A 15,677-nucleotide genomic window follows, 5' to 3' on the forward strand; every position below is an offset into this window, starting at 1 on the left:
GTGTCAGCGCATGCGGAAGGTGGCGGGGATGTGGACCTCGGGCCCCGCGTCTGACGGTTGCTGCTGGTCGCGCTCCGCGTCGGTGATGGGGCGCATGGGCGTGTCCAGGCCCATGGCCTTGCGACGCGCGGCCTCCTTCTCGGCGGCGAGCTGGAGGGCGCGGGCGTTGGACTCGGCGGCGCGCTCGGGCGTGGGGCCCGCGATGAGGAAGCCCACGGGCAGGCTCAGGAAGAGCAGGCCGACGATGGCGAGCCAGCCCATGTCCTTCCACTGCAGCGGGCCGACGCGCTCCTTCACGACGGAGCCTTGGATGAGCAGGGATAGCTGGCCCTCGGTGAGGCGCAGCGTCATTCCGTCCGAGAGCGTCACGGAGCTGCGGCCCTGGTCCTGGACGAGGTGGGCGTCGGGGAGGGCGGTGAAGGCGTCGCCGCGCTGCTTGTGCTCGACCTGGACCTTGGGGGGCAGGTGGATGCGCCAGCCGCGCTCGGTGCGCTCGGCCATGAGGAACGGCTCTTCCGGGAGGGTGAAGCCGTAGAGGGGCAGGGGCGCCTTCTCGTCGGGCGCCGCGTGGACCCGGGCCTGCTCGCGCCCGTAGCTCCAGGCCTCGGCCAGGTTCTCGCCCCAGTACAGCTCGAAGTACAGCCCGCCGTCCGCCTTGGTGCTCATCTCGCGCGTAAGCATATGCGTCCCGTCGCGTGTCGGCCGCATCATCGGACCCGGAAGCCCACAGGTGGACAGGATGCGCCCGTTCGCCTGCTCGACAACCAGGGGAGGCTCGCGGTTCCAGGGCCGTGGTCCGGGAGCAGGGGAGGGCCGCGCCGAGCGAGGCTCGAATGGTCAGGCTGTGGTCCTGCCCATCACCGAGGGACCTCCGGAGGAGGGGGTGTCCTTCGTTCCTGACTCGGCGGGTGGCGGAGGTGGAGGGCTCTCCGTGGGGGGCGGCTTGGACGTCGCGGGGGTCGGGCTCACGGCGGGAGGCTGGGAGCCCGCGGCGGACGTGCCCGAGGGCTGTCCCGCGGGCGTCGTGGTGGTCGGCGGACCCGACGGTGCGTTTGCTGGCGCCGCGCTGTTCGCGGGGGCGCCCGTCGCGCCGGCTGGCGTTGCCGTGGTGGGTGTGGCTCCCGTGCTCGTCGTCGTCGCGGAGCCCGTGGGCGGTGGTGCTCCCGCCGTGGGTGTTGAGCCTGCTCCGCTGGCTCCCGTCGGATTGGGCGTGCCCGCCGCGCCGGATGCAGGGGTCGTCACGCCGCGAGAATCAGCTCCAGCGGGTGTGCCTGTCACAGGAACAGGCGCTGCCTTTGCTCCTGCCGCCGCCGTTGCTCCGGAGCCGGCGACGGGCGGCGCCGCAGGTCCTCCGGGGACAGGGATACCGGTGCCGCCCGGTGTCGCTGTCGTGGGTGCCCCGCTCACGGGCGTGGTCGCTCCCGCTGGCGCTCCGATGGCGGGTGCACCCGTTCCCGTCGTGGCTGTCGCTCCAGCCGCTCCTGGCGCGGCGGGCGCTCCGATGGCGGGTGTGCTTGCTCCTGTCGTGGCCGTCGCTCCAGCCGCTCCTGGCGCGGCGGGCGCTCCGATGGCGGGTGTGCTTGCTCCTGTCGTGGCCGTCGCTCCAGCCGCTCCTGGCGCGGCGGGCCCTCCGATGGCGGGTGTACTTGCTCCCGTCGTGACGGCCGCTCCGGCCGTGGGCGCGACACCCGGCGCCCCTGTGGTGGCACTGGGGCCCGCCGTCGCGGGTGACACGGTCGCGGCCTCCGACTTGAACCGCTCGGGCAACGCCCCGCGAATCTCCGCGAGCGCCACCGCGACGATGACCGTCGCGCTCGCGAGGAAGCCCACCGTCTGAGCCACCGTCTCCACGCGAGGTGGCAGCTTGCGGCCGCTCACCGCCTCCACCAACAGCAGCACCACCCGCCCACCATCCAACCCCGGAATCGGCAACAACGTCAGCAGCGCGAGCGCCAGCGACGCGGCCACCAGCGCCCGCAGCACCGAGTCCAATCCCGACGACGCCGCGTCGGACGACTCCTGTCGCACCAGCGCCCCGGGCCCCGTCGGTCCACCCCGCGCCTGCTCTCCCTTCGCCAGCCGCGTGAACATCGTCACGCCCTCGGCCGCGAGGTTCATGGTGTGCACCGTCGCGTGCCTCAGCGCCTCGCCCGGCGCATGCGTGCGGTACACGTACTGCTGACTCACGCCGATGCGTCCCTCGCCACGCTCGTCCGCGCGCGGGCGCACCGTCACCGTGCGCTGTTCGCCGTGTCGGTCCACCCGCAACTCCAGCGTGCCGCCCACGCCCACCGCCACCTTCTCCACGAACTCCGTCCAGGTGCGCAGCGCCTGCCCGTTCACCGAGTCGATGCGATCTCCGGGCAGCAGCTGCGCCCGCGCCGCCTCCGAGCCGGGCCGCACCGTGCCCACCGTCAGCGGCACCACCACGTGCGTCCCCGACGTGTAGAGCGCGAACAGCACGCCCAGCGCGAAGAGGTAGTTGGACAGCGGCCCCGCCAGGATGATGAGCGCGCGCCTGAGCGGTCCGAGCGTCCGGAAGCTCGCGGCCTCCGCCACCTCCGCGCGGTGGGGGTTCATCCCCTGGATGTGCACCGTGGCGCCCAGCGGCACCGCGCCCACGACGAACTGCGTCCCCCCCAACCGGAAGGACGCCATGGGCGGACCGAAGCCAAACACGAAGCGGGGCACCCGCACCCCGAGCAGCCTCGCGGCGACGAGGTGCCCCAGCTCATGCAGGGCCAACAGCCCTCCGAGGGCCAGCAGGACGAGCGCGTAGTGCATCCTGGACGGCGCTCCCTACAACTTCCGCCGCTGCCCGGTCTGCTTGTACGTCCGGTAGTCGGAGAGGATGGTGCCGTGGTCGAAGCACAAGTCCCGCGGCAGCGCGTCCAGCGCGAACATGCGCGCCTCCGCCGCGTCATCCGAGCCCTTCGGCTCACCGTCCGCCGTGCCGATGTACACCGTCGACAGCGTGTGCTGCCGCGGGTCTCTCTTCGGGTCCGAGTACGTGAAGAACTGCTCCACCAGCTTCACCTCCAGCCCCGTCTCCTCCTTCACCTCGCGGATGGCCGCCGCGTCCAGGGGCTCGCCCTCGTCCACGAATCCCCCCGGCAACGCCCAGCCGATGGGCGGGTTCGCGCGGCGGATGAGGACGATGCGTCCACCGGCCAGCTCGATGATGCAGTCCACGGTGGGCTTGGGGTTGCGGTATTCAGGCATGGAGGCCACTCTACCCCCGACCGCCACGAGCGCACTGCACTCGATGCATTCGTGGGGTATGGTGCGCCCCGTGTCCACCTCGAGACGCTTCCGCCTGCTCGTGCCCGCCCTCCTCGTGAGCGCCATGTCGGGCTGCCTGCCCTTCATCCAGGAGGCGGGCGACTACGAGTTCACCCCCGTGGAGATCTTCCGCGACGATTGCGGCCTCTACGACGCCAACCGTGACTTGTTCAACGGCAGCCTGCAGGTCACCGGCCGGGTGGTGCGCCTGAACTTCGGGCTGCTCGACACGCAGCTCATCGGCTACTTCCTCGCCGAGGGCGACGACTTCGCCATCGACGGCACCACCATCAACGCCGCCACGCCCGTGCGCGGGGTGGACTGTCTGCTGGATGAAGCCAGCATCCACATCGACGCGACGACGAAGTGCGAGACGCGCTTCGATGGGGCGATGCGGGTGCGCTACGCCTCCGAACAGCGGCCCGCCGAGTGCGCGTGCGAGCTGTGGATGCGTTTTGAAGCCGTCAAGGAAGCGAATCGCTGCGAATAGCGTGCTTGAGCCCGGCCTCGGGGGTTCCTAGAACAGAGGGGTTGTCGCCCACTCTGCGGAGGAGCCCATGGCTGAAACGCAGCAAGAAATCTCCTCGGTCCTGACCGAGACCCGCGTCTTCCCACCGCCGAAGGAGTTCTCCCAGCGTGCTCATCTGAAGAGCATGGAGGACTACCAGCGGCTCTGGGACGAGGCCGCCAGCAATCCGGACAAGTACTGGGGTGAGCGCGCTCGCGAGGAGCTCTACTGGAAGGAGCCCTTCCAGACGGTGCTCGAGTGGAAGCCGCCGCACGCGCGCTGGTTCGTCGAGGGGCGCACCAACCTGGCCTACAACTGTCTGGACCGGCACCTGGCCACGCGCCGCGACAAGCCCGCAATCCTCTTCGAGGGCGAGCCCGGAGACCGACGCCAGCTCACCTATGGGCAATTGGCCGTGGAGGTGAACCGGCTGGCCAACGGCCTCAAGTCGCTGGGCGTCAAGAAGGGCGACCGCGTGGGCATCTACCTGCCCATGGTGCCCGAGGCCGCGGTGGCGATGCTGGCGTGCGCGCGCATCGGCGCGGTGCACTCGGTGGTGTTCGGTGGCTTCTCCACGGAGGCGCTCCAGGAGCGCATGAAGGACGCGGGCGCCAAGGTGGTGCTCACCGCGGACGGCGGCTGGCGCAAGGGCGCGGTGGTGCCGCTGCTCAAGAACGTGGAGGCCGCGCTGAAGAACATGCCCAGCGTGGAGAAGGTGGTGGTGGCGCGCCGCACCGGGGACGCGCTGTCGCTCACCGACTCGCGCATGGTGGCGTGGGACGTGCTCGTCAATGGCCAGTCCGACACGTGCGAGCCGGAGTGGGTGGAGAGCGAGCACCCGCTGTTCATCCTCTACACCTCCGGCTCCACCGGGAAGCCCAAGGGCGTGCTGCACACCACCGCGGGCTATGCGGTCGTCGCCTCGCTCACCACGCGCTGGGTGTTCGATTTGCGCGAGGACGACGTCTACTGGTGCACCGCCGACGTGGGTTGGGTGACGGGCCACAGCTACGTCGTCTACGGGCCGCTGATGAACGGCGCCACCACCGTCATCTACGAGGGCGCGCCCACGCACCCGGGGCCGGACCGCTTCTGGGACATCATCGAGCGCTACAAGGCCACCATCCTCTACACCGCGCCCACGGCCATCCGCGCCTTCATGCGATTGGGCGACGAGCACCCGCGCAAGAAGAACCTGTCCTCGCTGCGCCTGTTGGGCAGCGTGGGTGAGCCCATCAACCCCGAGGCGTGGATGTGGTACCGCGACGTCATCGGCCAGGGCCGCTGCCCCGTCGTGGACACGTGGTGGCAGACGGAGACGGGCGGCATCATGATTTCGCCGCTCCCGGGCGCCACGCCCACCAAGCCGGGCTCGGCCACGCTGCCCTTGCCGGGCATCCACGCCGAGATTCTCGACCGCGCGGGCAACCCGGTGCCGAAGGGGCAGGGCGGACTGCTCTTCGTCACCCGGCCCTGGCCCTCCATGCTGCGCACCGTGTACGGAGACCCGGACCGCTACGTGCGCACGTACTTCAGCGAGCTGCCCGGCAAGTACTTCACCGGCGACGGCGCGCGCACGGACACGGATGGTTACTTCTGGTTGATGGGCCGCGTGGACGACGTCGTCAACGTGGCGGGCCACCGCCTGGGCACCGCCGAGGTGGAGAGCGCGCTCGTGGCCCACAAGCTCGTGTCCGAGGCCGCCGTCGTGGGCCGCCCCGATGACCTCAAGGGCACGGCGCTGGTGGCCTTCGTCACGCTCAAGCAGGGCAACGCGCCCTCCGCGGAGCTCAAGAAGGAATTGGCTCAGCACGTCTCCAAGGAGATTGGCGCCATCGCCCGGCCGGATGAGATTCGCTTCGCCGAGGCGCTGCCGAAGACTCGCTCCGGGAAGATCATGCGGCGGCTCTTGCGAGACGTCGCCGCGGGCAAGCAGGCATCGGGCGACACCACCACGCTCGAGGACCTCAATGTCCTCGCGGCGCTCCAACAGAACGACGAGTAGCGCGTGAAGGCGCGGAGGGTCTGTCCTGGCCCTCCGCCTCTCACGGTGGATGTGTCACGTCGTGTTACAACGACATGACTCCGAAGGTTTGAAACGCAATTGGATTTCACCCGACGTACGAAGGCCGGTCCGCACTCATAATTCGAAATATCCAGGTGTTGAGGAGTTGTTGACACTGGAAAGATGCAGGGGCATTAAAGGCCGCGCTCACCCCCCGAGCGCGACGCTCCAGGTCCTGTTCCGGCGTCGTTCCCCCTCCCCCTCGGATGTGTTCATGGATCTGCGCGATCAGCTCGATTCGCCGTTGTTCACCCATTTCATTGCCAATTACACGCATCCGACCGGGCCTGATCTGCTGGCGCGGACGGAGGCGTTCTTCCAATGGCAGGAGTCGCGGCGACAGACAGGCTTGTGGCCGTACTCGCGCAGCCTGGAGGGGGCGCCGACCGCTGAGTGTGGCGTGCGCAGCGAGGGCGGGGTGGCGCGGCACGGGGTGAACTTCGGCTCGCAGGACTATCTGTCATTGTCCACGCATCCGGCGGTGGTCGAGGCGGCGCATCGGGCCATCCGGGACTACGGCGTGCACAGCGCCGGCTCCGGCATGTTCGGCGGCAACACGACGCCGGGGCTCCAGTTGGAGCAGGCGCTCGGGGAGCACCTGGAGATGCCGTACGTGGCGCTGTTCGCGACGGGGTGGGGCGCGGGCTTCGGCGCCATCGCCGGGCTGGTGCGTCCCGAGGACCACGTGGTGCTGGACGCGCTGTCGCACGCGAGCCTCCAGCAGGGCGCCAGCGCGGCGACGCAGAAGGTGAGCCGGGTGCCGCACCTGAGCAACCGCGCGATGCGCCGCAAGCTCCAGGAGTTGCGCGCCCACGACACGGCCAATGGCATCCTCGTCGTCACCGAGGGCCTGTTCTCCATGGACTCGGACATTCCTCGCATCGAGGAGCTGCAGAACCTCTGTCACGAGTTCGGCGCGACGCTGCTGGTGGACGTGGCGCATGACCTGGGTGCGCTGGGGCCTCGGGGCACGGGCAGCCTGGGCGCGCAGAACGTGTTGGGGAAGGTGGACCTGGTGGTGGGGTCGTTCTCCAAGACGTTCTCGTCGAACGGTGGCTTCGTGGCGACGCGCTCGCCGGCGGTGCGCCAGTTCGTGCGGGTCATGGGTGGGCCGCACATCTTCTCCAACGCGATTCTCCCGGTGCAGGCCGCGGTGGCGCTGGAGTCGCTGCGCATCGTCCGTTCGGATGAGGGAGAGGTGCTGCGGGCGAAGGCGATGGAGAACATCCTCGCGCTGCGCGCCGCGTTCGCCGAGGGCGGGGTGAAGTGTCTGGGTGAGCCCTCCAACGTGGTGCCCGTACCGGTGGGGGACCCGAAGGTGGCGCGGGTGGCGGGCAAGCTCGTGTTCGAGCGCGGCGTGTTCCCCAACATGGTGGAGTACCCCGCGGTGCGCATCCGCGAGTCGCGCTTCCGCATGCAGGTGATGGCGTCGCACTCGGTGGAGCAGATGAAGCTCGGCGCCGAGGTGGTGCTGCGCGCGGTGGCGGAGGCGCGGGAGTTGGTGGAGGCGCCGCAGCCCAGCCCCCTGCGCGCCGCGCGCGTCGAGTCGGGCAAGCGCGCCGAGGTCTGACGCGTCAGGGGCCCCGCGCGGTTCCATGTGGAGGGTGCGGGGCCCCGCGCTGACGCTCCCATCGTCGGGAGCCCGCGTCGTTGCGCGTGGAGGCGCGTCCCGTGCTGATGAGGCGCCGCGCCTCCTCCATCGCCCGCGTTGTTGCGCGCGGAGGCGCGCCCCGTGCTGATGAGGCGCCGCGCCCCATCCATCGCCCACGCCGTTGCGCGTGGAGGGCGCGAAGCACCGTACTGATGAGGCGCCGCGCCCCATCCACCGCCCGCGTCGTTGCGCGTGGAGGCGCGCCCCGTGTTGATGAGGCGCCGCACCCCTTCCATCGCCCGCGTCGTTGCGCGCGGAGGCGCGCCCCGTGCTGATGAGGCGCCGCGCCTCCTCCATCGCCCGCGTTGTTGCGCACGGAGGCGCGCCCCGTGCTGATGAGGCGCCGCGCCCCTTCGACGGCGTCCGGGTGCCGCATGGCGGCTGGCTCTCGCGATACCTCCGAGACGTGGCGGCTCCTCCTCAGCGCGCGGAGGAGTCGTCCGCGCTCAGCTCCTGGAGGTGGGTGATGTCGCCCCACGTCACCAGTCGGAACGCGCCTTGGTGGTAGTCGAACTGGTTCCAGCAGGCGTTGAGCACCGAGAAGGCGCGGGGCGTGGCCGGCGGGATGCCCAGGCTGTGGCGGAAGAAGCTGCTCAGCACGCCCCCGTGCATCACCACCACCACGCGCTCGCCCGCATGGCGGGTGCCGACCTCGCCCAGGCACTCCACCGCGTGGCCCAGCCGCTGGGACGTGCTCTCCCCTCCGGGGACGACGAAGTCCGGGGCGTTGGTGGCGTACGCGCCGAAGACCTCCGGGTGTCGGCGGCTCGCCTCCTCTCGGGTGAGCCCCTCCAGGACGCCCAGCCCCCGCTCACGCAGCCGGGCATCCGGACGCACCTCGTGCCCCGTGCGCGCGGCGATGCGACTCGCCGTCTGCACCGCCCGGCCCAAGTCACTGCAGTACAGCGCGCTGAAGGACACCGTCACCAGCCGCGCCGCGAGCGCGTCCGCCTGCCGCACGCCCTCGGGGCTCAGCGGGCTGTCCTGGTGGCCCTGCAGCAGCCCCCGCGCGTTCCACTCCGTCTCGCCGTGCCGCAGCAGGATGAGCTCGGTCTTCATCCAGGAAGACTGACGGCGTCGGCCGCACGGGGCAAGGGCTCCGTGCGGCACTGTTGGCGGTTCAGCGCGCCCGCTCCAGGTGCGTCATGCCTTCCTCGAGCAGCGCGGCCACTCCCCGGCGCACCACGTGGACGACCTTGCGGCTGTAGGCCGGGCCTCCATGCGTGTAGTGCCCGCTCACCTTGTGGTGCAGCTCCGTGGCCCCCCACACCAGCACCAGGTCCGCCCACTCCAAGTCGCTGCGGGCCCGGTCCGACGTGCGCCGCTCGGTGCCGTCCACCATGCGCAGGTCGATGTGCGGCCCGAGCTTCGACTCCAGCTCCTCGCGCACCGCCGGCGAGCCGCCCACCACCACCACCTTGCTCACGCCGAGCCGGTGACACGTCTCCACGAAGGCCACCTCCGCCCGGTGGTTCGCCGAGCCCCCACACCTGGCGCAGTGGCTGCGAGGCTCCACGCGCAGGGGCTCCCGGCCGCTCGCCTGGGCCACCTTCACGCACGCCCCATCCGAGCACACGGAGAAGAACCGCCCGTCCAGCACCTCCGCCGCCTTGAGCAGCTTGGGCTCGCTCATCCGCGCCTTGCCGGGGCGGGTGAGGCCCGCTTCCTCCAACACCGCGCGCGCGCGCTGCTTCGCGTCCGGGAGGGAGATGCCCCGCTCCGACAGCCAACCGTCGATGTCTCGGTCCGTGCTCATGACTTGCGCCTCGTCGTCGCGATGGGCTCCACGGTGAACAGCTCTGCCTGCGCAGGGGACGGCTCACCGGGCTCCACCAGCCCGAGCACCTCCTTCACCGGACCGAAGCTGCGTCGGTGGATGGGCAGCACTCCCTTCTCCCGCAGCGCCTGGACGTGGCGCGCCGTCGGGTAACCCTTGTGGTCGGCCAGGCCGTAGCCCGGGTAGCGCGCGTCCAGCTCCGCCATCAGCCGGTCCCGCGTCGTCTTGGCCAGGATGGACGCCGCCGCGATGCTCATCGAGAGCGAGTCACCCTTGATGATTCCGCGCTGCGGCGCCGGGCACTGCGGAATCGTCCGCGCGTCCACCAGCACGTAGTCGGGCTTGAGCCCCAGCCCCTCCACCGCGCGGCGCATGGCCAGCAGACCCGCGTGGTAGATGTTGAGCTGGTCGATCTCCTCGACCTCCGCCCGGCCCACCGCCCACGCGACGACGTCGCGCTTGAGCGACTCCGCCAGCGCCTCGCGCTTCTGCGCGTCCAGCACCTTCTTGGAGTCGTCCAGGCCCTTGAGCCGGTAGCTCCTGGGCAGCACCGCGGCGGCCGCCACGACGGGGCCGGCGAGCGGGGCCATGCCCGCCTCGTCCACCCCCGCAACGTGCACCAGCCCCTGCTCCCACAGCTCCGTCTCGAAGCGCAGCAGGTGCCGCAGCCGCTGGCCCTCCGAGCGGTTGCGCTCCTGCCTCGCGCGGATGCGCCGCGCCAGCGACTGGGCACCCCGACGAGGGTCCGCGTCCAGCGCCTCCAGCAGGCCCGAGGGGAGGGGCTGTGCCTGGTTGACGAAGCGCTCGGTCAGCTCGCCGAGCGCGCACTGGAGCCACTGCTCCCGGCTATCGATGGACATGCTGGCGGACCCGAAGAGCTACCGGAACGGTAGGACGCCACGCGGGGCTCCCCAGAGGGGGAACGCGGCTCCCGCCACAACACGTCCCCACCGCCGTACACACGGGAGCGCCCGAAGGCTGGGAGGCTCCGAGGACGAGGAAGAGGCGGGAGGTGGCGAGCATGCGGGTCTGACGCATGGCTCCAAGCCGTACCGCATCGGACCGGCCGAACACAACCTCTGCGGTGCCATCTCACATGGAAAACCGTGAGATGCCCGGGAAGTTGGGGGCCCGAGGGCCTGTCAGGGGCTCAACTCCAGGGTCAATTCGGACGGCTCGGGCGCGCAGTTGCAGCTGTCACACACCCACTCCACATGGGCGGCGGGGGACACCTTGGAGCCGGCGGTGGCCGTGACTCGCACCGGGCTGGGCGCCAGCGTCTCGTTGACGGCGGTGGTGACGCCGTCGGAGCCGGTGACGCCGGAGATGCTGATGTGGGAGGTCACGTTGGTGGCGGTGACGGTGGCGCCTCGCACGCGAGCGCCGTCCGCGGAGACGACGGCCACGCGCACGGCCATCAGCGTCGTCTCGCACTCGTCATGGCCTCGCGACATGCGAGGCGCGTCGTCACAGCCGGACAGCATCATGCCGAGTCCGAGGAGCCCACCCACCCATCCACACGCCCGAATCATGCACTGGAAGGTGATGCCGATGCCCGCGTGCGGCAATACCCCGTTCAATCCGCGCGCGGGCGACTGCGCTCGCTCGCGAATCTCGCGGCCTGGGTGTCCGGATAGCGGTGTTGCACGTACTGGTAGACCTCCTCCGCGCGCGCCGCGTCATTCATCCGCTCGCCCAGCACGCGCGCCAGCATGACCAGCGCCCGGGGCGCGGTGGGCGAATCCGGTGCCACGTCCGCGGCGCGTTCCAACGCGGTGACAGCCAGTGGGAAGTTTCCTTCCACCGCCGCGGCCTGGCCGATGAACAGGTGGTGCTCGGCAGGCACCCTCGCGGCGGGCAGTTGCTCCAAGCCGGCATACAGCGACAGCGCCCGGGCCACGTCGCGCCCTCCCACCGCCGAGGCGAGGGCGGCGAGCTGCTCGGCGGCGTCCACCTGGGCGCCGGGTGTCTCCACCCCGGGAGCCTCCGCTTCCGGCGCGGGGGTGTCCCGCTGCACGCCAGCTCCCCCCAGCGGGGCGGACCCCCGGGTGGGTTGGGCGCTCCCCAGCACGGGCGAGACGTAGTCGCTCGCCTCTGCGTAGCCCACGCGGTCTCCGCGCACGTACAACAGCAGGCCCAGCACGTGCGCCGCCAGGAAGGGCACCACCAGCGTGACGGCCTCCGCGAGCAAGCGGGAGATGAACACCAGGTCCAGCGCGCGCACCGCCATCGCGAGCACGTGCGCGGCGCCATGGACGACGAGCAGCCCCGCGAGCGCGGCGCAGGCCACCAGGTAGTCGGCGCCCAGGCCCCGCGCCAGCCGCAGCACCATGGCCGGGTTGAGCATGTGCGAGACGGGGTGCTCCGACGCCGCGAGCAACAGGCCCATGGGCAGCCACAGACAGCCCACCAGCACGAGCAGCCAGAACACCGGGTCCGCCGTCAGCCCCGGCGGCATCCGCCACTGGATGAACCACGCGAACATGTCCAGCTTCGCGCCGCCGCCCGGGTGCGCCCACAGCCCGTAGACGAGCGGCGGCAGGCCCGCGACCAGGAACACCAGCAGCCCGCGCAGGCCGGGCAGCAGCGCGTCGCGGAAGATGTCGCTGAAGTCCGGGATGTCGAGCGCCGTGTCGCCGCGCGCCGTCTCGCGCACGAGGCCGAAGAAGGTCGCCCAGAACAGCCCCCCGTAGAAGGCGATGAGCGGCGGCCGCATGACGAGGAAGGCGTTCTCCGCGAGCCAGCCCACCGTCGCCAGGAAGATGCTCAGCGCGACGAGCAGCTGCAGGCCCGCGGCGGAGAAGGGGTAGCGCCAGGCCTTGCGCAGCCGCCGGGTGAAGGGCACCACGTCGCGGTGCAGGTGGAGCACCTCCGCGTCGCCTCCGCACAGGCCGCACCCGACCAGCTCCACCGTCTGGACGCGGCGCCCCACGGCGCACTCCGGACACAGCGACGCGTCGCAGGACTGACACTGCCACCCGGCGAGCTCCCGGGGATGTTGGCGACAGGCGATGGAGGCGGAGGACATGTCCCCCGAAGCCTATGACGCGCCGGGGGCCTCGTCCCAGGGGGCGCCGAGCCAGGACTGGTACGCGGCCTTCTGGGCCTCGGTGGGCTTGTCCACGCGCGAAAGCCACACCGCCTCCGCGGGCTTGGCGCCCAGCACCACCGGCACCTCCAGCAGCTTGTCCCGGCGGAACAGCGTCACGCGCACCGTCTCCCCGGGGCGCTTGTCCTCACACCGTGCGACGAGGGCCGCGCCGTCCGCCTTCCAGCCGTCCAGTGCCAGCACGTCGTCCTCCGCGTACAGCCCCGCGTCCTGCGCCGGCGAGCCGTCCAGCACCGTGGCCACCGTGGCGCTGCCCTTGAGCGTCAGGCCCAGCCAGCCCTTGGTCCGAGCCTCCGTGGCCTTGCCCTTGGGCGGGGTGCCGCCCCTGTCACTGGCGGACTCGCGCGGACGGAAGCTCGCCTCCAGCCCGACGTGCGCGAGGACCGAGTAGTCCAGCTCCTCCGTCGTGCGCAGCGCCCGCTCGAAGAAGGCCGACAGGTCCACGCCCGCCACCTCGCTCGCGGCCGCCTCCACGCCGCCCTCGTCCACCCCGGAGCCGTCGCCGTGGCGCTCCCACAAGAGCCGCATCACGTCATCCAGCCCGCGCTCGTCGCTGGTGGCGCGGCGGATCTCCAGGTCGAGCAGGGCCGACACCACCTCGCCCTTCAGGTAGTAGGAGATGGCGCTGTTGGGCGAGTTCTCGTCCGGCCGGTAGTGCTTCACCCAGCTCACCAGCGACGCCTCCGCGAGCGTCTGCGTGCGTCGGCCCGGCGTGGAGTGCAGCAGCGTGAGCGTCTCGCCCAGGCGCGTGAGGTAGCGCTGCGCGGACATCAACCCCGCGCGGCGGACGATGAGGTTGTCGTAGTACGCGGTGCTGCCCTCGAAGGCCCACAAGAGCGCGGTGTAGTTCTCCTTCGAGTAGTCGAAGGGCACCAGCGCCCGGGGCTTCACCCGCTTCACCATCCACAGGTGGAAGTACTCGTGCGCGGCCAGCGTGAGCAGATCCTCCCAGCCGCGCCCCGAGGACAGGCCCGTGCGGGGGAAGAGCAGGGCGGTGCTGGCCTGGTGCTCCAATCCGCCGCGGCCCTTGTCCGTCAGGTACAGCAGGAACAGGTAGCGCGACATGGGCAGCCCGCCGAACAGCCGCGCCTGCACCTCGCACAGCCGCTGGAAGTCCGAGCACAGCCGCTCCGGGTCCGCCGGCGTGTCGCCCCAGACGACGACTTCGTGGGACACGCCCGCCACGCTGAACGTCAGCGGCGTGTGCGGACCCACCTCGATGGGGCTGTCCACCAGCGTGTCGTAGTCCTTCGCCACGAAGGCCCCGTCGCGCTGACCCAGGGCGCAGAACGACGTCCAGCCCGGGGGCGCGTCCACGGTGACGTGGTGCTCCCGCTCGCGCGTCGCCTCCGTGTAGAGGAACACGCAGGCGCCGTTGAGGTACGCGTGCGTGCCGTCCACGTGGCTGGTGCGCACCGTCAGCTCGTTGCAGTAGACGCGGTAGCGCAGCGTGACGGCCTGGCCCCGTGCGTCCACGTGCCACGACTGCTTGTCCACCCGCCGCACCGGCAGGGCCGTCCCGTCCACCGTCGACGCGGTGACGTCCTGGACGTGCCGCGCGAACTCGCGCACCAGGTAGCTGCCCGGCGTCCACACCGGCATCCGTGCCTCCAGGGCCGCGGAGCCTTCGGGGAAGGTGGCCTCCACCTCCAGCAGGTGGGAGTGGGGCCGGGGCAGGCTGACGCGGTAGCGGACGACGGTGGGGGACATGGCCGGGCCTTTCTTCCCGGGCAGGCTACTTCGCCCGGACGAGGACGGCCGCGAAGAAGCCGTCGGTGCCGTGGGTGTGGGGCGCCAGCCGGAGGAACGGACCGGGGCCGAGCTTTGCTCCCAGCTCCGCGCCCAACAGCTCCGCCACGGGGCGCACGCTGTACTCGGGGTGGCGGGAGAGGAAGTCCTCGACGACGGCCTCGTTCTCCTCGCGCAGCACGCTGCACGTGCCGTAGATGAGCCGGCCGCCGGGCTTCACCATCCGCGAGAAGCGCTCCAGCAGCGCCTTCTGCCGGGCGGAGTGGGTCTCCAGGTCCTCGGGCGTCAGGCGGTAGCGCGCGTCCGGCTTGCGGCGGAACGTCCCGGTGCCGCTGCAGGGCGCGTCCACCAGCACCCGGTCCGCCTTGCCCACCAGCGCCTCCAGCGCGGTGTCCACCTCCGGCCCCTCCGCGGGGATGAGTTGGGCGCGCACGTTGTGCACCCCCGCGCGGCGCGCGCGCTTCTTGAGGTCCTCCATCCGCCGCTCGTCGATGTCGAGCGCGTGCAAGTCCCCTCGGTTCTTCATCTGCGCGGCCAGCTGGAGCGTCTTGCCGCCGGCGCCCGCGCACGCGTCCACGACGCGCGTGGGCGGCGCGTCCACCAGCATGCCGAGCAGCTGGCTTCCCTCGTCCTGGATCTCCAGGAAGCCCTCGCGGAAGCTCGTCAGCGAGAAGACGTTGAGGCGCGTCTCCAGGTGCAGGCCCATGGGCGACAGGGCTGTGGGCTTCGACTCCACCTCCTCGGCGCCGAGTCGTTTGGCCAAGGCGTCCCGGTCCTCCTTGAGGAGGTTGGCGCGCACGGTGAGCGGGGCGCGCTCGTTCATCGCCTCGGCGGCGCGGGCGGCGTCCTTGCCGTACAGCGCGAGGAAGCGCTCGGCGAGGAAGTCCGGCAGCGAGGCGGCGATGGGGAAGCGCTTCTTCTCCGGCAGGGCCTCCAGCGCCGCGGCGGCCTGGGGCAGGCCGGAGAGGGCCTGCGCGTCACCGGGCGCGAGCGACGAGGTGCGTGCCACGTCCGCCAGGGGCTCTCCGTGCAGCACGCGCGAGGTGGCCAGGCGCAGCACGTCCTGCCGCGTCGCATCCAGCGATTCGAAGCGCGGGTGGGCGCGCGACAGGAGGAAGTCCACGGTGCGCTGGCGGCGCAGCAGCGCATAGACGCGCTCGGCGACGGCGCGGCGCTCCGACGAGTAGAGGTTGGCCTTGCGGCGCAGCGTGAAGTCGAGCGCCCGGTCCGACAGCCGGCCCTCGTGGCGCACCAGCGCGTACGCCTCCAGGCAGGCCTGGAGCACCAGGTCCTCGCGCAGCGGACGCGTGGAGCGCTCGCGCTCGGCGGCCGTGAGCTTCTTCTTGCCGGACGAAGGGGAGGGGGACTTCTTCTTCGTGGACGGCCGCGCGAAGCGGCGGGACTTGGATGGGGGAGCCATGACGTGCAGGGGCCTTTGCATCCCCGGGGCGGGTTGACAAGCGGGGAAAGCAAACCCGGGTGGCCGCCGGACGCCCTTCGCGCCCGCCGACATACCCGGGGAGGCCCGCGCCTCGG

Annotated in this window: 13 protein-coding genes; 3 read left to right on the plus strand and 10 right to left on the minus strand. The window is 71.4% G+C overall.

Annotated features, from left to right (window positions below):
• Positions 1-3: 3 nt before the first annotated feature.
• From LXT21_RS17925 to LXT21_RS17935, 3 genes are all read right to left on the minus strand, one after another.
• A complete protein-coding gene (locus LXT21_RS17925) occupies positions 4-681 on the minus strand; it encodes a hypothetical protein (RefSeq protein WP_254039360.1) in 678 nt (225 codons plus the stop codon).
• Positions 682-837: 156 nt separating this feature from the next.
• On the minus strand, positions 838-2,784 hold the full coding sequence (locus LXT21_RS17930; protein WP_254039361.1) for a M50 family metallopeptidase: 1,947 nt from the start codon (positions 2,782-2,784) through the stop codon (positions 838-840).
• Between the two features lie 15 nt (positions 2,785-2,799).
• Complete coding sequence (locus tag LXT21_RS17935) at positions 2,800-3,222, minus strand: NUDIX domain-containing protein (RefSeq protein ID WP_254039362.1); 423 nt, start codon at positions 3,220-3,222, stop codon at positions 2,800-2,802.
• A 70-nt stretch (positions 3,223-3,292) separates the two neighbouring features.
• Here LXT21_RS17935 and LXT21_RS17940 point away from each other — a divergent pair, with 70 nt between their 5' ends.
• From LXT21_RS17940 to LXT21_RS17950, 3 genes are all read left to right on the plus strand, one after another.
• Positions 3,293-3,772: a hypothetical protein gene (locus LXT21_RS17940; RefSeq protein ID WP_254039363.1), complete on the plus strand. Its 480-nt coding sequence runs from the start codon at positions 3,293-3,295 to the stop codon at positions 3,770-3,772.
• Positions 3,773-3,839: 67 nt separating this feature from the next.
• Positions 3,840-5,795 carry an acetate--CoA ligase gene (gene acs, locus LXT21_RS17945; protein WP_254039364.1) on the plus strand — a complete coding sequence of 652 codons (1,956 nt, stop codon included), beginning with the start codon at positions 3,840-3,842 and terminating at the stop codon, positions 5,793-5,795.
• 274 nt (positions 5,796-6,069) lie between these two features.
• Positions 6,070-7,425: an aminotransferase class I/II-fold pyridoxal phosphate-dependent enzyme gene (locus LXT21_RS17950; protein ID WP_254039365.1), complete on the plus strand. Its 1,356-nt coding sequence runs from the start codon at positions 6,070-6,072 to the stop codon at positions 7,423-7,425.
• Positions 7,426-7,926: 501 nt separating this feature from the next.
• On the opposite strand, the gene LXT21_RS17955 is transcribed toward LXT21_RS17950, so the two are convergent.
• The 7 genes from LXT21_RS17955 to LXT21_RS17985 all read right to left on the minus strand — a co-directional run bounded on the left by LXT21_RS17955 (position 7,927) and on the right by LXT21_RS17985 (position 15,561).
• A complete protein-coding gene (locus LXT21_RS17955; protein WP_254039366.1) occupies positions 7,927-8,565 on the minus strand; it encodes a histidine phosphatase family protein in 639 nt (212 codons plus the stop codon).
• 61 nt (positions 8,566-8,626) lie between these two features.
• Positions 8,627-9,262 carry a hypothetical protein gene (locus tag LXT21_RS17960; RefSeq protein WP_254039367.1) on the minus strand — a complete coding sequence of 212 codons (636 nt, stop codon included), beginning with the start codon at positions 9,260-9,262 and terminating at the stop codon, positions 8,627-8,629.
• Positions 9,259-10,143 carry a ribonuclease HII gene (locus LXT21_RS17965; protein ID WP_254039368.1) on the minus strand — a complete coding sequence of 295 codons (885 nt, stop codon included), beginning with the start codon at positions 10,141-10,143 and terminating at the stop codon, positions 9,259-9,261. The genes LXT21_RS17960 and LXT21_RS17965 overlap by 4 nt, the downstream gene beginning before the upstream one ends.
• Before the next feature lie 282 nt (positions 10,144-10,425).
• Positions 10,426-10,863 (minus strand): carboxypeptidase-like regulatory domain-containing protein, encoded by a 438-nt coding sequence (locus LXT21_RS17970; RefSeq protein WP_254039369.1) that lies wholly within the window; start codon positions 10,861-10,863, stop codon positions 10,426-10,428.
• A complete protein-coding gene (locus LXT21_RS17975; RefSeq protein WP_254039370.1) occupies positions 10,860-12,311 on the minus strand; it encodes a hypothetical protein in 1,452 nt (483 codons plus the stop codon). Before LXT21_RS17975 ends, LXT21_RS17970 begins: the two co-directional genes overlap by 4 nt.
• Positions 12,312-12,323: 12 nt before the next feature.
• Positions 12,324-14,102: a M61 family metallopeptidase gene (locus tag LXT21_RS17980; RefSeq protein WP_254039371.1), complete on the minus strand. Its 1,779-nt coding sequence runs from the start codon at positions 14,100-14,102 to the stop codon at positions 12,324-12,326.
• 25 nt (positions 14,103-14,127) lie between these two features.
• Positions 14,128-15,561: an RsmB/NOP family class I SAM-dependent RNA methyltransferase gene (locus LXT21_RS17985; protein ID WP_254039372.1), complete on the minus strand. Its 1,434-nt coding sequence runs from the start codon at positions 15,559-15,561 to the stop codon at positions 14,128-14,130.
• Between the last annotated feature and the right edge of the window lie 116 nt (positions 15,562-15,677).

The organism is Myxococcus guangdongensis (genome assembly GCF_024198255.1).
Lineage (GTDB): Bacteria > Myxococcota > Myxococcia > Myxococcales > Myxococcaceae > Myxococcus > Myxococcus guangdongensis.